Raw genomic sequence first — 18,985 nt, 5'->3', positions numbered from 1 at the left:
TAAAAGGTAGGGTACTACAGTTTAAAACCGGTAGCCACAATGTACACTTCGCGCGAGCGGGCTCTTGATGAGTCCGGCTTGCGTATCTTGACTGCTGTAAAAAGTTGTCGTATTTCATTGAGATAGATATCAAATCCCTCTCCCTGGAACACCTTGGCCACGAAACTGCCATTAGCGCGCAGCACCTGGTTGCACATGTCCAGCGCCAGCTCGACCAGATACATGGCTCGCGCCTGATCCACCTGCTGAGTGCCGCTCATGTTGGGTGCCATGTCAGACATGACCACGTCCACCTTGTCCGGCCCCACCCGCGCCAGCAGCGCAGCCAGGACAGTTTCCTCCCGAAAGTCCCCTTGCAGGAAATCGACACCGGCGATGGAATCCATCGGCAAAATGTCACATGCGATGACACGTCCATTGTCACCCACCTGATCGATGGCAAACTGGGACCAGCCACCGGGAGCGGCGCCAAGATCCACCACCGTCATGCCAGGCTTGAGCAACTTGTCCTTGTCCTGGATCTCGTCAATCTTGAACACGGCACGAGATCTCAGCCCAAGCTTCTGGGCTTTTTTGACGTATTGGTCGTCGAAATGCTCTTTCAACCAGCGCGTTGAACTGGGGGAACGTTTTTTCTGGGTCATGGTGATCGGCTTTAAAAAACCACAAGGGTTATTAGTATTAAGGGCTAAGTGGGGGTAGAATACGCCCCTTTCAACCCTGACTTATGAAGAATTTTGCCATGATGCTCAACAATAAACAGAAACAGTACCTCAAGGGCTTGGCCCACAGCCTGAAACCCGTCGTACTGCTTGGCCAGCACGGCCTGACCGAAGGCGTTCTCGCCGAGATCGATCTCGCACTGGCCCATCACGAGCTGATCAAGGTGAAAGTTGCCGCCGAAGATCGTGAGATGAAGGCGCTGGTGATGGAAGCCATCGTTCGCGAAACTGGCGCCATCAAGGTGCAGAGCATGGGTCATGTGCTGACCATCTATCGCAAGGCCAACGAACCAAAAATCCAACTGCCCCGCAAGTAAGAGAGAGCACTGCTCTCTCCCTCATTCCCCCTCTTCCTAAGTCGCTTGCCAAAGTAGTCGCCGGGGCCTTAACCTGCGATGAATACTTGGAAACGACGCCATGGATCACCAGCAGATACTCACTGACGAAGAACTGACCATGTTGCGGGAGCTGGGGAAAGACCAGGAGTCGGCCGCCGGGCAATCCCTGAGCGGCTATCTGGATACCCCGCTGCTTGGCCTGCTGCAACGAGCCGACATGCTGGCCCTGGAGGCCCGCTTCGCCGGTCATCAGCTCCATTTCCCTCTCTATTTCACCCAAGGCGATGACGGCTTTCTCGAGCCACGCATCGCGGCCCCCGTCATTCAGGAACTCAGCCACGAGCATCCCCGCGCCTGGCGCCTGGATACGGAAGGCTGGCTGCAGCACAACGGGGAGGATTATCGGATCACCAGCCTCTCCCTCAATGGTCTCATCGTCCAGCAACTGCCCAGTCATCTAAAGCGAGGGGATGCCATCAGTGCCATCCTGAGGCTGGATGAGTTGGCACCTCTGATGCTCAGTGGCGTCCTGATCCGGGAGGTGCGCGAGCAGCAAACCAGCATAGGCTGGGCCATCAACTTCCAGATGAACGAGACGGATCAGGAGCTGCTGCGTGGCTGGATGTTCCAGCACCACCAGAGCACCTTCACCCAGGCTTATGCGCCGCCCACGGAGTGAGGCAGACGCACAAATGACAAGAGGGGAGCCAGGCTCCCCTCTTCGCTGTCACGCTGCCTATTACAGGTAGTCGACGCTCAATACTTCATATTCCACATCGCCCGCCGGGGTTTTGACGATGGCGACATCATCCACTTCCTTGCCGATCAGGGCACGGGCTATGGGGGAGTTCACCGAGATGAGGTTCTTTTTAATATCAGCCTCATCGTCACCGACGATGCGATAGGTCACCTCTTCTTCCGTCTCCGACTTGAGCAGATTGACGGTGGCACCGAAGATGACGCGACCATTGTTGGCGATCTTGGTGACATCGATGATCTGGACATTGGAGAGTTTGGCTTCAATTTCCTGAATGCGGCCTTCACAGAAGCCTTGCTGCTCACGGGCGGCATGGTATTCGGCGTTCTCTTTCAAATCACCATGCTCACGGGCATCAGCAATCGCTTCGATAATCTGCGGACGCAGCTCGGTCTTAAGATAATCGAGCTCTTTGCGCAGCTGCTCGGCGCCGCGCACAGTCATCGGAGTAGGATTCATAGTCAAAACCTGAGTTGCTTGAAAATGAGACAGCGGCTATCAAGGGAGAGCCGCTGCCATCGGTTTGGATGAGGCATCTTAATATGAAGTCAGGGGAAAATCCATGGTCCCCCCCAGCCCCACCTTTATCCTCTCTCCGGCTTATTTAACCTCGTTTGGCAGTGCAATCGGCGTCGAAGCGCTCGGCTTGCCTTGCAGGATGGCAATCTCGACCCGGCGATTGCTGCTGCGGTTCTCGGTCGAGTTATTCGGTACCAGCGGCTGAGAGTCAGCCATGCCTTGCACCACGAGCCGGCTTTGATCGAAACCTGGCACCTTGATCATCTGATGCGCAACCGCCACCGCCCGTTGGGAAGAGAGCTCCCAGTTGGAGTTAAATAGCTCATTCTCGGTCGCGACGTCATCGGTATGACCGGAGACGGTAATCTCCCCCGGCACATCCTTGAGCAGACTGGCGACCCTGCGGATCACCGGCCAGAACTGGGGCTGCAGGAAGGCAGAGCCCGCCGGGAAGGAGGCCTTCTCACGGATGCGAATGATGATCTGCTGGCCGAGGGACTCTATTTCGATGGCGCCATCCTGGATCTGATCCTGAAGCTGCTCCGCCAGCTTCTTGGCCAGCTCATTGGATTGGGCCTGTTGCTGCTGTTGCTGCTCTTGCGCCTGCTCGCTGGTCTTGCCTCCGGTCAGGTTACCCGCATCCTTCTGCTGGCCACCGGACTGATCGGACTCCCCCGGCTGGAACTCCAGCTCGGTCTGGGTCATGTCGATGGTCTGCTGCATGATGGTGTCTATCGGGGTCGGCTCGGGTCGTCCCGGCCTGAACTCCTGGGCGATCACAGAGGTTCCCTTGGGGATATCCTTGACCTCCAATAAATTCTGTACCCCGAAGGCATACTTCATGGAGCCCGCGATCTGCTTGAACTTGAGCACATCCATCTCGGCAAAAGAGAGCAGCAGCACGAAAAAGCACATCAGCAGCGACATCAAGTCGGCGAAGGTACCCATATAGGCTGGCAGGCCGGGAGGAGGACAGTTGCATTTAGACATGGCGACTCCTACTCGGTGCCTGCGTTGCGTTTGGACTGATGCAGGTAGTTTTGCAGCATGGACTGGATCACCCTGGGGTTCTGGCCATCCTGGATCCCCATGATGGCGTCCAGGATCAACGCCCGTGAGAGGCGCTCCTCACCGCTGCGCAGCTCCAGTTTGTCGGCAATGGGAATGGCAAACATGTTGGCCTGGATGGCGCCATAGAGGGTGGTCAGCAAGGCAACGGCCATGGCGGGGCCGATGGATTTGGGATCGCTCATGTTCGACAACATGGCAACCAGCCCCACCAGCGTGCCTATCATCCCCATGGCGGGTCCGAGATCGCCGAGGGCCCGAAACACCTTGATGGCGATGACGTGCCTGTCCGAGGTGAGCTCCATGTCTTTCTCCATCACGGCACGCACCACCTCAGCATCATGACCGTCGACCAGCATGTCGATGCCCTTCTTCATAAAGCTATTGGGGATTTCCGCCGCCTCCAATGCCAGGAAGCCCCCCTTACGCGCCGCATCTGCCAGTTCGACCGCCTTCTGGATCAGATCGTCGATCTTCTCGCTTTTGTGAATGAACGCCTTGCCCGCAATCTTGAAGGCACCGAAGAACTGGCCAACGTTGAACTTCATCATGGCAATGAAGATGGAGCCCAGCACTGTGATACAGACAGAAGGCACATCAACGAACATGCTGAGGGATCCCCCCAGCACCATGCCGTAGATCACCACCGAGAAACCGAGCACTATGCCGATAAGACTACCTAGATCCACGCCGCAACTCCTGTCAGCCGATTCTTGAATTCACTATATTTCATTGAATTTTCTGCTATTGCATCCCGAGCAGCAAGCTCGAAAGTGCGCACTTGACCCCAGTCGCCTTATATATCGGCAGCGGTGGCCAGAGTTTGAGGCAATGACGCTTTCACCCTCCCCCCCAGGGGTCGAGGATGTTAAGATGAGCCGTTTTTTCAATCCTCGAGGATGAACATGGCCGTTAAGAAAATCGACCGACTGAGTTTTGATGCCACCTTGGAAGAGCTGGAAACCATTGTTCATCAACTCGAGCAGGGCGCGCTCCCCCTTGAAGAGGCACTCAAGCAGTTCGAGCAGGGTATCCATCTGGTGCGAGCCGGTCAGCAGAAGCTGGAGCAGGCCGAGCAGAAAATCCACATCCTGCTGAGCCAGGCCGATGGCAGCGAGCAGGCTGTTCCCTTCCAACCCGAACAAGGAGCCTGAACCGTGTCGCTGGATAGTTTCTCTCGCCTCCATCGCCAGCGTATCGATGATCGGCTGTCACAACAGCTCGATGCCCTGCCCCCCATGGCGCCGCGTCTGCGCGACGCCATGAAATACGGTCTGCTATTGGGTGGGAAACGGGTGCGCCCCTTCCTGGTCTATGCCGTCGGCGAGATGTTGGCCGTTGAGGCTGATCTGCTCGATGGTCCGGCGGCGGCGGTAGAGTGCATTCACGCCTATTCCCTGCTGCACGACGATCTGCCCGCCATGGATGACGACGATCTGCGTCGTGGTCAACCCACTGTGCACAAGGCGTTCGACGAAGGTACCGCCATCCTGGCGGGAGACGCCCTGCAAACCCTGGCGTTCTCTATCCTGGCAGACCACCCCATGCCTGGCGCATTGATGGCAAACCGGGTCCGAATGCTCAGTACCCTGGCCCGCGCCTCGGGCTATCTGGGGATGTGCGGTGGCCAGGCACTCGACCTGCAAGCCGAAGGTCGGCAGATAAGCTTGACCGAACTCGAGCAGGTACATCGCCACAAGACCGGGGCGCTCATCGAATGCGCCGTCACCCTGGGGGCCCTGTGCAAGGCTGATATCGATGCACAGACCCTGAGTGCGCTGCAAGCGTATGCCGCCGCCATCGGTCTCGCCTTCCAGGTGCAAGACGACATACTGGACATCACCGGGGATACCGCCACCCTAGGCAAGCCTCAGGGCTCGGATCTGGCACTGGCCAAGAGCACCTACCCGGCGCTGCTCGGCCTGGAGCAGGCCCGTGAGCTGGCTCGCGAACTGCACGGCAAAGCCTTAACAGCCCTGCGCCCTTTGCCCTACAATACCGATATTCTGGAAGCGTTTGCCGATTACATCATCGAGCGAACCCACTGAACGCTGGATAACAGTAACAATATGAGCGTTGATATAAGCAAGTTCCCCAACCTGGCCCTCGCTGACACCCCGGTTGAGTTAAGATCCCTGCCCAAGGAGCGCCTGCCCGTCCTGTGCAACGAGTTACGTGAGTACTTGCTGCGCTCGGTGAGCCGTTCCAGCGGGCACTTCGCCTCTGGTCTTGGCACGGTCGAGCTGACGGTCGCCCTGCATTACGTCTACAACACCCCCTTCGATCGGCTGGTGTGGGACGTGGGCCATCAAGCCTATCCCCACAAGATTTTGACCGGGCGGCGCGAACGCATTCATAGCATTCGCAAGAAGGATGGTCTGCACCCCTTCCCCTGGCGCGGCGAGAGCGAATATGACGTGCTCTCGGTCGGCCACTCCAGCACCTCCATCGGCGCTGCGCTCGGCATGGCCGTCGCCGCCGAAAGCGAAGGATTGGGTCGCAAGGTAGTGGCGGTGATCGGCGATGGCGCCATCACCGCCGGCATGGCCTTCGAGGCACTCAATCATGCAGGGGACGTCCACAAGGACATGTTGGTGGTGCTCAATGACAACGAGATGTCTATCTCGGAAAATGTCGGCGCGCTGAATAATCACCTCGCCCGCATCATGTCAGGCAAGCTCTACACCACCATTCGCGAAGGGGGCAAGAAGGTGTTGTCCGGCCTGCCTCCCGTCAAGGAACTGGCCAGGCGCGCAGAGGAGCACCTCAAGGGCATGGTGGTGCCAGGCACCCTGTTTGAAGAGTTCGGTTTCAATTACATAGGTCCCATCGACGGCCACGATATCGATGCCCTGGTCGAGACCCTGCGCAACATGCGCAACCTCAAGGGTCCCCAGCTGCTGCACATCAAAACCAAGAAGGGCAAGGGCTACGAGCCTGCCGAGAAGGATCCTATCGGTTATCACGCCGTGCCCAAGTTCAACCCGGACGAATGGGCACTGCCCAAGTCGACCCCGGGCAAACCGAGCTTCTCGGCTATCTTCGGCCAGTGGCTGTGCGACATGGCCGCCGCAGATGAACGTCTGGTCGGCATTACCCCCGCCATGCGCGAAGGTTCAGGGTTGGTCAAATTCAGCCAGCAGTACCCCAACCGCTACTTCGATGTGGCCATCGCCGAACAGCATGCAGTGACCTTCGCCGCCGGGCTCGCCATCTCGGGCCAGAAACCCGTGGTCGCCATCTACTCCAGCTTCCTGCAACGGGCCTATGACCAGCTGATCCACGACGTGGCCCTGCAAGAGCTGCCGGTGCTGTTCGCCATCGACCGCGCCGGTCTGGTCGGTGCCGACGGCCCCACTCATCAGGGCGCGTTTGACATCAGCTTCCTGCGCACCGTGCCGAACATGGTCGTCATGACCCCGTCCGATGAGAACGAGTGCCGCCAGATGCTCTACACCGGCTATCAGTGCAACCAGCCTGCGGCGGTGCGCTATCCGCGCGGCAGTGGCTGTGGCATCGAGGTTCAGACCGAGATGCAGGCATTGACGCTGGGCAAAGGTCGCATCCTTCGCGACGGCAAGGGGCTCGCCATCTTGGCGTTTGGCACCCTGCTCCATCAAGCCAAGGCCGCCGCCGAGGCGCTGGATGCCACCCTGGTGGACATGCGCTTCGTCAAACCCATGGATGAGGCCCTGGTGCTCTCCCTGGCTGCCAGCCACCATGAGTTCGTCACCATAGAGGACAACGCCATCATGGGCGGTGCCGGCTCTGCGGTGAACGAGCTGCTGATGCGGACCAGGCAGTGCAAACCGGTACTCAATCTTGGCCTGCCCGATCGCTTTATCGAACAGGGCACCCAGGAGGAGATCTACGCCATGCTGGGTCTCGACAGTGCAGGCATCCTGGCCAGCATCCAGGCCTGGCAGCAGGCCTGATGAGATGACCTACGAGCAATAGAGAAGGGCGCCTTATGGCGCCCTTCTTGTTTTACCGCTAACCCGAGTTAACCCTTGTAGATTTTCGGGTTAAACACATCCCGCAGCCAGTCACCCAGCAGGTTGATGACCAGCACCAGCACCACCAGACAGATGCCTGGGAAGGCGGTGATCCACCAGGAGCCGGAGAAGATGTAGTTGAAACCGACACTGATGAGCGACCCCAGCGAGGGCTGATCCACCGGCATGCCGAGCCCCAGGAAGGAGAGCGCCGCCTCACTCATGATGGCATTCGCAACCTGTACGGTAGAGATGACCAGGATGGGCGACAGGCAGTTTGGCAGTATGTGACGGAACATGATGCGCGGGGCACGGAATCCCATCACCTGCGCAGATTCCACATACTCTTTCTTCTTCTCCGCCAGCACGGAGGCGCGTACCGTCCGGGCATATTGCGGCCACTCGGCGATGCCGATGATCACCACCAACATGATGATGGCGAACTCGGCATAGAGTTCGGAGCCAAAACTTGCCTGGAAGATGGCAGAGATGATGATGGCCACCATCATGGTGGAGAATGACAACTGCACATCGGCGAAGCGCATCAGCAGGCTGTCGATACGGCCACCGTAATAGCCGGCGATGAGGCCGATGACGATGCCCAGCACCAGTTGCAGACCCACCGCGAACAGACCTATGGTCAGCGAGATACGGGCGCCATACAAAATGGTGCTCCAGATATCCCGTCCCTGGTTATCGGTGCCCAGCCAAAAACGTATGTCTCCCCCTTCCAGCCAGGAGGGCGGCAGCTCGGCATCCATCAGGTCGAAGCTGGTCAGATCGTAGACATTGTGCGGCGCCAGCCAGGGTGCCAGCAAGGCGGCCAACACGAATGCCACGAAGATGGCAAAGCTGAACATGGCTACTTTATCGCGCAGGAAATAGTAGACGATGTCGGAATTTTTAAAACGCGCCCAGCGGCTTGGGCTTGCAGTCACAGCGTTAGTCATGCTTACCCCTTGGCAGTCAGGTTAACGGTCGGGTTGATGAACCCGTAGAGCAGGTCGACCAGGGTATTGGTCACCACGAAGATAAGACCCACGAAGATGACATAGGCAGTGATCAGCGGGGTATCGACCCGGTGGATGGCTTCCAGGAACAGGAAACCTGTCCCCGGCCACTGGAACACGCTCTCGGTCAAGATGGTGTAGGCCACCATGGTACCGATCTGCACGCCGCCGACGGTGATCACCGGCAGCATGGTGTTCTTCAGGGCATGCTGGTAGTAGACCTTGTTGTTATCCAACCCCTTGGCACGGGCAAACTTCACGTACTCGGAAGAGAGCTGCTCCAGCATTTCGGAGCGCACCAGCCGGATAAACAGCGGCAGCATGATGGAAGAGAGCGACACCGCGGGCAGGATCAGGTGCAAGATGCCGTCCCAGGTGAAGAAACCTGATTCCCAACCCAGCAGGTTATAGGTCTCGCCACGGCCATAGGCGGGCAACCAGCCAAGTTGGATAGAGAAGAGGTACATCAGCATGATAGCGGTCAAGAACACAGGAATTGAGATGCCTATGCTGCTCACTGCCATGATGATTTTGGTCATTATGCTGCGCGGACGGATAGCGGAATAAACGCCGAGCGGAATAGAGACCACGACTATGATGAGGGCCGCCCCGAACACCAGTTCGAGTGTCGCAACCAGCTTGTCGAGTATGACTTCGAGGGCCGGACGCTTGAAGAAATAGGACGTGCCCAGATCTCCTTGCAGCGCATTTTTCAAGAAGCGACTGTACTTCACCAGGAAGGGATCGTTGAGCCCCATCTGATCGCGCAACGCCTGACGCTGAGCCTCGGAGACAGATTGTCCCACCAACTCACGCAGAGGATCCCCCAGATTGTCCTGGATGGAGAAGGCGACCAGGCTGATGACGAACATCACTATCACGGCCTGATAGAACCGTTTCAGCAGGAATGTAAACATGCTTGTCCTTGACTCTGGCCGATGTCTTGGCACCGGCTTCTGTTAATGGCGGGGGCCACTGTTGCCAGTGATGCCCCCGCCGGTCCTTCTTATGACGCTATTACTTGCCTACGACCAGGTCGCCAAAGTACGGGAAGTTCATCACGTTGACGATGGGCTTGATGTCGGCATTTTTCTTGGCACCGTAGGCCAGGTTTTCCCAATGCAAGGGCACATAGGCGGCATCGTCGATCAGCATGGCTTCGACTTTCTGCAGCATGGCACTGCGCTTGGCCGGGTCAGTTTCGGTGTTGGCTTCCATCACCATCTTGTCAGCTTCTGGGTTGGCGTAGCCACCACAGTTGTACTGGCCCATGCCAGTCTCGGCGCTCTTGGTGAAGGTCAGGAACTCGAAGAAGTTGGCGGTATCTTCGGTGTCTGAGTGCCAGCCGATCAGCTGCATGTCAGCGGCACACTTGTCAAACTCTGGCCAGTACTGGGCCACCGGCATGGTCTTCAGGTCAACCTTGATGTTGATCTTGGAGAGCATGGCGGAGACGGCCTGGGCAATTTTGACATCGTTGACATAACGGGCGGCCGGGGAGATGAAGCTCATCTTGAAGCCCTGCTCGTAACCGGCTTCCTTCATCAGTGCCTTGGCCTTGGTCAAGTCATATTGAGGCACCAGGGCTTCGTTGTGACCAGCGTAGCCTTTCGGGCTCAGCTGGCCAGCGGGAGTACCGAAGCCTTTGTTGATCTTCTCGACGATGCCCACCTGGTTGATGGCGTAGTTGATGGCCTGACGCACACGCTTGTCTTTCAGGGCCGGGTTGGTGGCCTGGTTCAGCTCGATGATGATGGCACGCGTACCGGACAGGGTCACCAGCTGGGTGTCCTTGCCTTTCTGGACGCGTTCCAGATCGTTCGGGGCCACCGGGTAGATGACATCAACGTCACCGCCGAGCAGGGCAGCGACACGGGTCGCATCTTCCTTGATCGGTACCAGGGTCAGATTCTGAACGTTACCCTTGGAGGCTTTGTCCCAGTAGTTGGCGTTGCGGGTGTATTCCAGCTTGACACCCTGCTCGCGGAACTTGACGCTGAACGGGCCAGTACCGGAAACATGGGTAGAGGCATAGGAGCTGCCATTCTTGACGATCTCGGCCTTGTCTTTACCGTTCTCATCCTTGCCGGTATAGAACTTGGAGTCCATCGGGAAGATGTAGGTCACTGTCTGCAGTACCAAGGGGAATGGCTTGGCCGTGATCAGATCGACGGTGTAGTCATCCACTTTCTTCACTTCGGCGATAGGGTCGAAGATGGCCTTGAAATCGACAGAGGCTTTCAGACGGTTGACGGTCCACACCACATCATCGGCGGTGAAGTCGTTGCCGGAGTGGAACTTGACGCCCTTGCGCAGGTGGAAACGGACCGTCTTGTCATCGATACGTTCAAATTTCTCGGCCAGACGCGGCTCGAACTGCAGATCCTGGGTGTAACGCATCAAGGGATCGAACACCAGGTGAGACATCTCCAGGGTCTGACCGGAGAGCTGCTCCTGGGGATCCAGCGAGGTCGGATCCGAGGCCACGGCAACCTTGATATCGGCGGCAGAAACATTGAAGGCCAAACCGGCCGCAAACAATGCCATTGCAATCTTGGATAATCCTTTCTTCATGTCTTTCTCCATGCTGTTAGCTTTTTATTGACACTCTTTTTCACAAAAAACCGGCAGGCCGGTGCTTTCCTAGCTTGCGATTTCCAGCCCCTCGCGGGACATTCCCTTAAATTCCGGCATGAGGGAGATCAGCTTGCGGCTGTACTCATGCTCGGCATTGGTAAAGAGTTTTTCCGTCTCGGCCACCTCGACCAGATGACCATGTTTCATCACCCCGATGCGATCGCACATCTGGCGGATAACCGGCAGATCATGGCTGATAAACAGCATGGTGAGGCCGAGCTCTTTTTGCAGATCCTTGAGCAAATTGAGTATCTGCGCCTGAACCGAGACATCCAGCGCCGAGGTAGGCTCGTCGCAGATCAGGAAACGGGGCCGGGTCGCCAGGGCGCGAGCGATAGAGATGCGCTGGCGCTGGCCGCCGGAGAACTCGTGGGGGTACTTGACCCCGGCGCCCCGACCAAGGCCGACATGATCGAGCAGATCGCTGACGATGCCGTCGATCTGATTCTCCTCGGCCAGCCGGTGGAAACGGATGGGCTCGGAGATGATGTCACGGACCTTCATGCGCGGATTCATCGAGGAGTAAGGGTTCTGGAACACCATCTGCATCTGGCGGCGCAGCGGACGACGCTCGCTCTCGTGTTTGATGGCGGTGAGATCTATCCCCTCGAACACTATCTTGCCGCTGTCAGGCGGATAGAGACCGGTGATGGCACGGGCTATGGTGGACTTGCCGGAGCCGGACTCCCCCACCAGACCGAAGGTCTCCCCTTCGAAGATCTCGAAGTTGATATTGTTGCAGGCCTGCACGTATTCACGGCGGCTCGGGAAGAAGGAGTCCTTGGTGACGAACTTCAGATCCACCTGCTCGACCCGCAACAGGGCGCCTTCATAGGTACGCTGATCCTGACTCTGGCCGAGCCAGTGGGTCTTGAGGTCAATGCTGGTATCGGGCGCACTGGCATCTTCGATGTACGAGACCAGCGGGAAGCGCACCAGCTTCACGTCGGAGCGGGGCACCGCCGAGATGAGGCTGCGGGTATAGGGGTGATTCGGGGCCCCCAGTACCTGCTCGGTAGTGCCGAATTCCACCAGGTCGCCGCGATACATGACCGCCACCTTGTCGGTGACGTTGGAGACCACGCCCATGTCATGGGTGACCAGCATGCAGCCCACGTCCCGCTCCTTGCAGAGGGTGCGGATGAGTTGCAGGATCTGGTCCTGGATGGAGACGTCCAGCGCCGTGGTCGGCTCATCGGCGATGATGAGCTCGGGATCGCAGGAGAGCGCGATGGCGATGACCACCCGCTGACGCATGCCACCGGAAAACTGATGGGGATACTGCTTGATGCGCAGCTCCGGGCTCGGGATCCCGACCGCCGTCATCAGCTCGAGGGCCTTGGCGACCGCCTGACTGTGGTTGAGCTCGGTATTGGCGAGTATGGTCTCAACCAGCTGATGCTCCACGGTAAACAGCGGATTCAGCGAGGTCATGGGATCCTGGAAGATGAAACCGATGCGGGAGCCACGAATGGCCCGCATCTCGTTCTGACTCTTGCCGGAGATGAGTTCGCCATTGAGATAGATATCCCCCCGGGCGATATGACCCGGTGGACTCAGCAAATCGATCACCGCATTGCCGATGGTGGATTTGCCAGCGCCGGACTCACCCACGACGCCAACGACCTCACCCTTCTCGACACAGAAAGAGAGATCCTTCACCGCGGCCAGTACCCCGTAGCGGGAGGGGTACTCAATCCGCAAGTTTTTAACTTCTAGCAAGGACATATTTACCTCTGCGGGGGACATCCGTCCCAAATAATTCTTCCGTAAATCAGCCGCAGATGCCGGTTTGTACCTTGGGCAAAGAGTGCTCAATCCATGAGGCAGGGAAACCAGCGATCCGGGCGGGTTTTTTGCATTTTTTTGGAATAACCCGCCAGTAACTTAGACGCTTTGGCCGAAAGAGTAAATGATCTGGATATACAATTTCGCAATACTTTGCGGTGCGTCATGGTGCATCACCAGCCATAAATCGTGATCTATTACGCAAAAAGTAGCTGATTAAACTAATTATTGCCTATATAAACAAAGTTGATATGACACAATCTATTAACAAGCAGCATAAGTGACTAACGAAGTGATAGTGGGAAGTGTCGAATGAGTAGTGAATATTTATGTGAAATGTTTTTTTGACGGCAGCATCTGCCAGTGAATGAAAACCAAACAGTCATATATAAGGAGGGCGCCTCAGGGGTGCCCTCCTTCATCCGGCTCAAATCAGCCAGATGGCCAGTAATTGCATACAAAGCAGGGCAAACAGGCCCGCGATGACATCATCGAGCATGATGCCGATCCCCCCATGAATGCGGCGATCGAACCAGCTGATGGGCCAGGGTTTGAGCACATCAAACAGCCGGAACAGCAGGAAACCCGCCAGGATCCAGCACCAGCCCGCTGGCGCCGCGATCATGGTGATGCCAAAGCCAATCACCTCGTCCCAGACGATGCCGCCATGGTCATCCATGCCGATGGCATCGGTGGCGCTCTGGCAGATAGAGATGCCAGCCACGAAGCCCAGCACCAACAGGGCGATAAACCAGGGCGTAGAGAGGCCACTCACCAGCAGATAGAGTGGAATGGCGACCAGTGTCCCCATGGTGCCAGGTGCCTTGGGAGAGAGACCGGCGCCAAACCCCACCGCCAGCAGATGGAGCGGATTTCTCAGGTTCAGTCTCTTAAGCTCGGGTTTGATCATGTGAGGAATCCCCTCCTTTCAATTGCATCATGCAGATAATCCCAGCCTTGCCAAGGCATCACGCGAAGTGATCCCAGCCTTTTAGATCTAGTTCGACCGCTTGCTCTGCGCGCACATAATCGATGCCCGGTTCACCGGCCAGGATGCGGCCGATACGGCTGAACTTGACCCCACTGTGAGCCAGGGCGGTATCCAGGGCTCCTCGATGCTCTTCCGGCACGGTGAAGCAGAGTTCGTAATCATCACCCCCCGCCAGCGCCAATTGCCAGGCATCTTCCGGGAAGACGGCATCTTGCATGACGGGCGAGAGCGGCAGCAGATCCAAGTCAATCTGGGCCCTGACCCCGGATGCTTTCAAGATGTGGCCCAGATCCGACGCCAGACCATCGGAGAGATCCAGGGCACTGCCCGCCAGTCCCCGCAATGCCTGGCCTGCCAGAATGCGTGGATGGGGGTGATCGAGACGCGGCAGGACGGCGGCGAGCTGGTTCTCGTTGAGCACCCGTTTGCCGAGCAGATGAGAGAGCGCCAGGGCCGCATCCCCGAGGGTGCCGGTGACATAGATGCCATCCCCCGCCTTGGCGCCACTGCGCAGCAGGGCACGGCCGGTCGGCACAGAACCTTTGACCGAGACGGTGATGGAGAGCGGCCCGCGGGTCATGTCTCCCCCCACCAGGGCCACGTTGTAATATTCGGCGAGTTCGAGGAAGCCCTCGGCAAACCCCGCGACCCACTGCTCGTTGATGGCTGGCAGGGTCAGCGCCAGGGAGACCCAGCGCGGCTCGGCGCCCATGGCGGCGAGATCGGACAGATTGACCGCCAACGCCTTGTAGCCGAGATCCACCGGATCCATGTCGGGAAAGAAGTGCACGCCACTCACCAGGGTATCGGTGCTCACCGCCAGTTGGGTATCGGCGGGCAGGGTCAGCAGGGCACAGTCATCTCCGGGGCCCATCACCACATCCTTGCGGGCGTGAGGGACCTTGAAGTACTTCTCTATCAGCTCAAATTCACCCATACAGTAAAAAGCCAGCGGTTAGGCTGGCTCCTCTCTTAATGCTGTGGAACAGGGATTAACGCTTGCTCAACGTCTTGATGACCTTGTCCAGGACGCCGTTGACAAACTTGTGGCTGTCATCGGCGGCAAACGCCTTGGCCAGCTCGATCGCCTCGTTGATCACCACCCGTGGCGGCACATCATCACGACGAGTCAGCTCATAGGTCGCCAGGCGCAGGATTGCCTTGTCCACCATGTCCACTTCTTCCAGCGGACGGGAGAGGAAAGGTGCAAACACCTTGTCCAGCTCGTTGCAATGCAGGGCAACCCCGAACAGCAAGTCACGGAAATAGCTCAGATCCACCCCTTTGGTGTCCTGATCTATCTTGAACTGCTCTTCGATGTCACCTACGTTTGCCTTGGTCATCTGCCACTGGTAGATGGCCTGAGTGGCGCAATGGCGGGCCTTACGGCGCTCGGACGGTTTCAATGTATTATTCCTTAAAGCTGTTTCAGGACGTTGATCATTTCGAGCGCACTCAATGCAGCCTCTGCACCCTTGTTACCCGCCTTGGTACCGGCGCGCTCGATGGCTTGTTCTATGTTCTCAGTGGTCAATACGCCAAAGGCGACGGGGATTTCATACTCCATCATCACCTGGGCCATGCCCTTGCTGCTCTCGCTGGCCACCAGTTCGAAGTGGTAAGTGCCACCGCGAATGACGGTGCCCAGGGCAACGATGGCGTCGTAGTTGCCACTCTTGGCCAGCTTCTTGATAGCCAGCGGAATTTCGACGGCACCCGGCACACGCACCAGGGTGAGATTGCTGTCTTGCACCTGACCTTGACGCTTCAATACGTCAACGGCGCCATCGATCAGGCTCTCGTTGATGAAGCTGTTGAAACGGGCAACGACAATTGCAACGCGCGCCTCGGGGGCGGCGATATTCCCTTCGATAACCTTCATTGGCAATCCTGTAGCTGTGCAGTCAAATGTGGCCGGGGTCAAAAGTGCGCACAGTCTAGCACAACAGACCCTCGACAAAAACCATGCCCGCATGGCGGGCATGAGTTTACATATTCAAAATCGGAGTCTCGTTTACTCGCCGACGTATTCGACCACTTCCAGGCCGAAACCGCCGAGGGCATGGTATTTCTTCGGCGAGCTAAGCAGGCGCATCTTGCCGACCCCGAGCGCCTTGAGGATCTGGGAACCGACGCCGACCCGGCGCGAGGTGCCCTGCCACTTGGCCCCTTCCGGCGCCAGCCCTTTATCCGTGGCCTCGAATCCCTTGACCCGCGCCAGCAGCTCATTGCCATCGGCTTCCGCCCCCAGGATCACCAGCACACCGCCCTCGGCCGCGATACGGGCCATGGATTTGGGCAAAGGCCAGCTACGGGCGGCGTGACGATCGGTCAGCAGCAGATCGCTCAGCACGTCGTGCAGATGCACCCGCACCAGAGTGGGCTGGTCAGCCTTGACCTCCCCTTTCTTGAGGGCGAAGTGCACCTGGTTGTCGATGGTGTCGCGGAAGGTGACCAGATCAAATTCACCGAACTCGGTGGGCAGCTTGCACTCGGCCACCTTCTCCACCGTGGTCTCGTGCTGGTTACGGTATTCGATGAGATCGGCGATGGTGCCGAGGCGGATGCCGTGCTGCTCGGCGAAGATTTCAAGGTCAGGACGACGGGCCATGCTGCCATCTTCGTTGAGGATCTCGACGATGACCGAGGCCGCCTCAAAGCCCGCAAGGCGAGCCAGATCGCAACCTGCCTCGGTGTGACCGGCACGGGTCAGCACGCCGCCATCCTGCGCCATCAACGGGAAGATGTGACCCGGCTGCACCAGATCGGCGGCCTTGGCATCGGGGGCCACCGCGGCCAGCACGGTCACGGCGCGATCGGCGGCGGAGATGCCGGTCGTCACCCCTTCGGCCGCTTCTATGGTCACGGTGAACGCGGTGGAGAACTGGGCGTTGTTGCGGTCTACCATGAGCGGCAGCGCCAGCTGTTTGCAGCGATCCCGGGTCAGGGTCAGACAGATGAGGCCACGGCCGTAGCGGGCCATGAAGTTGATGTCCTCGGGGCGCACGCAGGAGGCCGCCATGATGAGGTCCCCTTCATTCTCCCTGTCTTCGTCATCCATCAGGATAACCATCTTGCCAGCCTTGATATCGGCAATGATTTCCTGGGTTGTGCTCAGCGCCATGGGCTACTCCGTCAAAGGTGATAAAAGCATAAAGACTAGATGGGGGCAGCTGGCCCCGTTTCAATCAGACCGGGTTCACAAAAAACCCGATTGGGCCAACTTCTCCAAGGTCAGGTTGGAGGCCGGTGCCCCTTGTCTGCCTTGGGCGCCACCTTGCAGCAGCCGTTCGAGATAGCGGGCTATCTGATCCACCTCCAGGTTGACCCTGTGGCCCGGCTTCCAATTCGCGATCGTGGTCTCCTGGGCGGTGTGAGGCACTATGGTGAGCCGAAAATCGTCGCCCTTGACGGCGTTGACCGTCAGGCTGATGCCATCCACCGCGATGGATCCCTTCTCGGCGATGTAGCGCGAGAGTTCCGCGGGCGCCTTCACCCAGTACTCGATGGCGCGACCGCTGCTGGACTTGCTCTTCACCTCTCCCACGCCATCCACATGACCGGAGACCAGGTGGCCGCCGAGCCGCGAACTCGGGGTCAGTGCCTTCTCCAGATTGACCCTGTCCCCGACTCTTGCCTGGGCAAAGCCGCTGCGCGACAAGGTTTCGAGCGAGACATCCGCGCTGTAGCGCTTGTCGCCCAGGGTGACGACGGTGAGACAGACGCCATTGGTGGCAATGGAGTCGCCCAGCTTGACGTCGCTAAAATCGAGCCCGGGGGCCTCGACCGTCAAGACCACGTCTTCCCCCTGGCGACGCAGCTCGACCAGGGTGCCCATGGTTTCGATAATTCCGGTAAACATGGTTTCTACCTCATCTGGCTCAAGCTAGCTTGGCCGTGATCCTGATGTCCTGACCGACCAGTCGCACATCTTTCAGGGTCAGTTTGGGTGCCTGGAACAGACGATCCAGGCCCGGCAACTGGAACATGCCTCTGCCCTCGTCACCCAGCAATTTAGGCGCCTGATAGAGCACCAGCTCATCCACCAGCCCCTTCTCAAGCAGGGCACCACACAGGCGCGGCCCCGCCTCGACCAGTACAGAGTTGATCCCCTGCTTGGCCAGCAACATGAACAGACTGACCAGATCGACCCGCCCATCCAGCTTGGGCAGGGTGAGCTGCTGCACCGTCTCTGGCCACTCCCCTTCACTTTGCAGCCTCGCCAGCAGCACGGGGCCCGGGCTTGCAAAGAGCGGCAAGTCCGGCGTGATGCGGTTTTGGGAGTCAATCACCACCCGCAAGGGCTGGCGCAGGCTCTCCTTGGGATAGGCGAGCTTGACTGAGGCTGGCAACTCGTCCCAGCGCACGTTGAGGGACGCGCCGTCGGCCAGCACCGTCTCGGCACTGGAGAGCACGGCATCGTGACGCGCCCGCAGCCGCTGTACGTCGGCACGGGCCAGGGGGCCGGTGATCCACTGGCTCTCGCCACTCTTCATGGCGGTGCGCCCATCCAGGCTGGCACCGAGCTTGACGGTGACCTGCGGGAAGCCGGTGCGCATCCGTTTGAAGAAACCGGGGTTGAGGGCTTCGGCCTCAGCGCTGAGCAGACCGAAGTCGGTCTTGATGCCGGCCTCGGAGAGCATGCGCAGACCACGCCCGCCGACCTGGGGATTGGGATCGACCATGGCGGCCACCACCCGGGCCACACCCGCCTCAATCAAGGCCTCGGCGCAGGGCGGCGTGCGGCCATGATGGGAGCAGGGCTCCAGGGTCACGTAGGCAGTCGCGCCACGGGCGACTTCACCTGCGCCATGGAGGGCATAAACCTCGGCATGAGGCTGGCCGGCACGCTGGTGCCAGCCCTCGCCGACCACGACGCCATCCTTGACCAGCACGCAGCCGACGCAGGGGTTGGGGGCCGTGGTATAGCGGCCACGGCGAGCCAGTTCGAGGGCCCGACTCATCCATTGGTAATCATCTTGACTAAACATCTGGGCTCCTCTGACAAAACATCCCGGCTTTGCGCAGTATCGTAGGTTCGATTAGCGCAGCGTAATCGGACGCGGCAACATGGGTTAGCAGAAAGACTTACTTCTCCAGCTTGGCGATCTCTTCGCCGCTTCTTGTCATAAACAAGGCGAATGTCCTCAAACCTGAGGT

General features: G+C 58.6%; 20 protein-coding genes. 5 read left to right on the top strand and 15 right to left on the bottom strand.

From position 1 onward, the window contains the following. Window positions 1-14: 14 nt before the first annotated feature. Window positions 15-644 carry a 23S rRNA (uridine(2552)-2'-O)-methyltransferase RlmE gene (gene rlmE / locus KYK33_RS05575; RefSeq protein WP_042041317.1) on the bottom strand — a complete coding sequence of 210 codons (630 nt, stop codon included), beginning with the start codon at window positions 642-644 and terminating at the stop codon, window positions 15-17. Window positions 645-742: 98 nt separating this feature from the next. Between rlmE and yhbY the strand changes: the two genes are divergently transcribed. Both yhbY and KYK33_RS05565 read left to right on the top strand, forming a co-directional pair. Further along, window positions 743-1,039, top strand: coding sequence for a ribosome assembly RNA-binding protein YhbY (gene yhbY / locus KYK33_RS05570; RefSeq protein WP_005903964.1), 297 nt, complete (start codon window positions 743-745; stop codon window positions 1,037-1,039). 100 nt (window positions 1,040-1,139) lie between these two features. Beyond that, window positions 1,140-1,739, top strand: coding sequence for a PilZ domain-containing protein (locus tag KYK33_RS05565; protein ID WP_224432309.1), 600 nt, complete (start codon window positions 1,140-1,142; stop codon window positions 1,737-1,739). A 60-nt stretch (window positions 1,740-1,799) separates the two neighbouring features. Here KYK33_RS05565 and greA read toward each other — a convergent pair whose 3' ends face one another. The 3 genes from greA to pomA all read right to left on the bottom strand — a co-directional run bounded on the left by greA (window position 1,800) and on the right by pomA (window position 4,093). Further along, on the bottom strand, window positions 1,800-2,276 hold the full coding sequence (greA, locus tag KYK33_RS05560; RefSeq protein WP_005903968.1) for a transcription elongation factor GreA: 477 nt from the start codon (window positions 2,274-2,276) through the stop codon (window positions 1,800-1,802). A 141-nt stretch (window positions 2,277-2,417) separates the two neighbouring features. After that, complete coding sequence (locus KYK33_RS05555) at window positions 2,418-3,326, bottom strand: flagellar motor protein MotB (protein ID WP_224432308.1); 909 nt, start codon at window positions 3,324-3,326, stop codon at window positions 2,418-2,420. 8 nt (window positions 3,327-3,334) lie between these two features. Beyond that, window positions 3,335-4,093 (bottom strand): flagellar motor protein PomA, encoded by a 759-nt coding sequence (pomA, locus tag KYK33_RS05550; protein ID WP_042041313.1) that lies wholly within the window; start codon window positions 4,091-4,093, stop codon window positions 3,335-3,337. Window positions 4,094-4,309: 216 nt separating this feature from the next. Between pomA and xseB the strand changes: the two genes are divergently transcribed. The 3 genes from xseB to dxs are packed head-to-tail and all read left to right on the top strand — an operon-like array spanning window position 4,310 to window position 7,339. After that, window positions 4,310-4,558 carry an exodeoxyribonuclease VII small subunit gene (gene xseB / locus KYK33_RS05545; RefSeq protein WP_042041532.1) on the top strand — a complete coding sequence of 83 codons (249 nt, stop codon included), beginning with the start codon at window positions 4,310-4,312 and terminating at the stop codon, window positions 4,556-4,558. A 3-nt stretch (window positions 4,559-4,561) separates the two neighbouring features. Beyond that, window positions 4,562-5,452: a (2E,6E)-farnesyl diphosphate synthase gene (gene ispA, locus KYK33_RS05540; RefSeq protein ID WP_224432307.1), complete on the top strand. Its 891-nt coding sequence runs from the start codon at window positions 4,562-4,564 to the stop codon at window positions 5,450-5,452. A 21-nt stretch (window positions 5,453-5,473) separates the two neighbouring features. Further along, window positions 5,474-7,339 carry a 1-deoxy-D-xylulose-5-phosphate synthase gene (dxs, locus tag KYK33_RS05535; protein WP_042041311.1) on the top strand — a complete coding sequence of 622 codons (1,866 nt, stop codon included), beginning with the start codon at window positions 5,474-5,476 and terminating at the stop codon, window positions 7,337-7,339. A 68-nt stretch (window positions 7,340-7,407) separates the two neighbouring features. Here the strand turns inward: dxs and KYK33_RS05530 are convergent, their stop codons facing one another. The 11 genes from KYK33_RS05530 to ribD form a co-directional block, all read right to left on the bottom strand. Further along, a complete protein-coding gene (locus KYK33_RS05530; RefSeq protein WP_042041310.1) occupies window positions 7,408-8,349 on the bottom strand; it encodes an ABC transporter permease in 942 nt (313 codons plus the stop codon). Between the two features lie 2 nt (window positions 8,350-8,351). Beyond that, window positions 8,352-9,326, bottom strand: a complete 975-nt coding sequence (locus KYK33_RS05525) for an ABC transporter permease (protein WP_224432306.1) — start codon at window positions 9,324-9,326, stop codon at window positions 8,352-8,354. A 100-nt stretch (window positions 9,327-9,426) separates the two neighbouring features. Beyond that, window positions 9,427-10,983, bottom strand: a complete 1,557-nt coding sequence (locus KYK33_RS05520) for an ABC transporter substrate-binding protein (protein ID WP_224432305.1) — start codon at window positions 10,981-10,983, stop codon at window positions 9,427-9,429. 69 nt (window positions 10,984-11,052) lie between these two features. Then, complete coding sequence (locus KYK33_RS05515; protein ID WP_224432304.1) at window positions 11,053-12,774, bottom strand: dipeptide ABC transporter ATP-binding protein; 1,722 nt, start codon at window positions 12,772-12,774, stop codon at window positions 11,053-11,055. Window positions 12,775-13,261: 487 nt separating this feature from the next. Then, complete coding sequence (locus KYK33_RS05510; RefSeq protein ID WP_042041306.1) at window positions 13,262-13,744, bottom strand: phosphatidylglycerophosphatase A family protein; 483 nt, start codon at window positions 13,742-13,744, stop codon at window positions 13,262-13,264. A 58-nt stretch (window positions 13,745-13,802) separates the two neighbouring features. Beyond that, window positions 13,803-14,762 carry a thiamine-phosphate kinase gene (thiL, locus tag KYK33_RS05505; RefSeq protein ID WP_224432303.1) on the bottom strand — a complete coding sequence of 320 codons (960 nt, stop codon included), beginning with the start codon at window positions 14,760-14,762 and terminating at the stop codon, window positions 13,803-13,805. Between the two features lie 55 nt (window positions 14,763-14,817). After that, complete coding sequence (gene nusB, locus KYK33_RS05500; protein WP_042018200.1) at window positions 14,818-15,231, bottom strand: transcription antitermination factor NusB; 414 nt, start codon at window positions 15,229-15,231, stop codon at window positions 14,818-14,820. A gap of 11 nt (window positions 15,232-15,242) precedes the next feature. Then, entirely contained in the window at window positions 15,243-15,707 is a 465-nt protein-coding gene (gene ribH / locus KYK33_RS05495) for a 6,7-dimethyl-8-ribityllumazine synthase (protein ID WP_042041304.1), read from the bottom strand. 132 nt (window positions 15,708-15,839) lie between these two features. After that, on the bottom strand, window positions 15,840-16,949 hold the full coding sequence (gene ribBA, locus KYK33_RS05490) for a bifunctional 3,4-dihydroxy-2-butanone-4-phosphate synthase/GTP cyclohydrolase II (RefSeq protein ID WP_224432302.1): 1,110 nt from the start codon (window positions 16,947-16,949) through the stop codon (window positions 15,840-15,842). Window positions 16,950-17,024: 75 nt separating this feature from the next. Beyond that, window positions 17,025-17,687, bottom strand: a complete 663-nt coding sequence (locus KYK33_RS05485; RefSeq protein ID WP_042041302.1) for a riboflavin synthase — start codon at window positions 17,685-17,687, stop codon at window positions 17,025-17,027. 19 nt (window positions 17,688-17,706) lie between these two features. After that, window positions 17,707-18,816, bottom strand: a complete 1,110-nt coding sequence (gene ribD, locus KYK33_RS05480) for a bifunctional diaminohydroxyphosphoribosylaminopyrimidine deaminase/5-amino-6-(5-phosphoribosylamino)uracil reductase RibD (protein ID WP_042041301.1) — start codon at window positions 18,814-18,816, stop codon at window positions 17,707-17,709. Window positions 18,817-18,985: the final 169 nt, after the last annotated feature.

The sequence above is a fragment of the Aeromonas rivuli genome (assembly GCF_020149575.1).
Classification (GTDB): Bacteria; Pseudomonadota; Gammaproteobacteria; order Enterobacterales; family Aeromonadaceae; genus Aeromonas; species Aeromonas rivuli.
The sequence above is the reverse complement of the archived record's forward strand: the minus strand, read 5'-3'. Positions and strand labels throughout refer to the sequence as shown.

Bases quoted from the DNA above. Each gene is read 5' to 3' on its own strand.
- rlmE (WP_042041317.1), bottom strand. From the start codon at position 644: ATGACCCAGAAAAAACGTTCCCCCAGTTCAACGCGCTGGTTGAAAGAG.
- yhbY (WP_005903964.1), top strand. From the start codon at position 743: ATGATGCTCAACAATAAACAGAAACAGTACCTCAAGGGCTTGGCCCAC.
- KYK33_RS05565 (WP_224432309.1), top strand. From the start codon at position 1,140: ATGGATCACCAGCAGATACTCACTGACGAAGAACTGACCATGTTGCGG.
- greA (WP_005903968.1), bottom strand. From the start codon at position 2,276: ATGAATCCTACTCCGATGACTGTGCGCGGCGCCGAGCAGCTGCGCAAA.
- KYK33_RS05555 (WP_224432308.1), bottom strand. From the start codon at position 3,326: ATGTCTAAATGCAACTGTCCTCCTCCCGGCCTGCCAGCCTATATGGGT.
- xseB (WP_042041532.1), top strand. From the start codon at position 4,310: ATGGCCGTTAAGAAAATCGACCGACTGAGTTTTGATGCCACCTTGGAA.
- dxs (WP_042041311.1), top strand. From the start codon at position 5,474: ATGAGCGTTGATATAAGCAAGTTCCCCAACCTGGCCCTCGCTGACACC.
- KYK33_RS05530 (WP_042041310.1), bottom strand. From the start codon at position 8,349: ATGACTAACGCTGTGACTGCAAGCCCAAGCCGCTGGGCGCGTTTTAAA.
- KYK33_RS05525 (WP_224432306.1), bottom strand. From the start codon at position 9,326: ATGTTTACATTCCTGCTGAAACGGTTCTATCAGGCCGTGATAGTGATG.
- KYK33_RS05520 (WP_224432305.1), bottom strand. From the start codon at position 10,983: ATGAAGAAAGGATTATCCAAGATTGCAATGGCATTGTTTGCGGCCGGT.
- KYK33_RS05515 (WP_224432304.1), bottom strand. From the start codon at position 12,774: ATGTCCTTGCTAGAAGTTAAAAACTTGCGGATTGAGTACCCCTCCCGC.
- KYK33_RS05510 (WP_042041306.1), bottom strand. From the start codon at position 13,744: ATGATCAAACCCGAGCTTAAGAGACTGAACCTGAGAAATCCGCTCCAT.
- thiL (WP_224432303.1), bottom strand. From the start codon at position 14,762: ATGGGTGAATTTGAGCTGATAGAGAAGTACTTCAAGGTCCCTCACGCC.
- ribH (WP_042041304.1), bottom strand. From the start codon at position 15,707: ATGAAGGTTATCGAAGGGAATATCGCCGCCCCCGAGGCGCGCGTTGCA.
- ribBA (WP_224432302.1), bottom strand. From the start codon at position 16,949: ATGGCGCTGAGCACAACCCAGGAAATCATTGCCGATATCAAGGCTGGC.
- KYK33_RS05485 (WP_042041302.1), bottom strand. From the start codon at position 17,687: ATGTTTACCGGAATTATCGAAACCATGGGCACCCTGGTCGAGCTGCGT.
- ribD (WP_042041301.1), bottom strand. From the start codon at position 18,816: ATGTTTAGTCAAGATGATTACCAATGGATGAGTCGGGCCCTCGAACTG.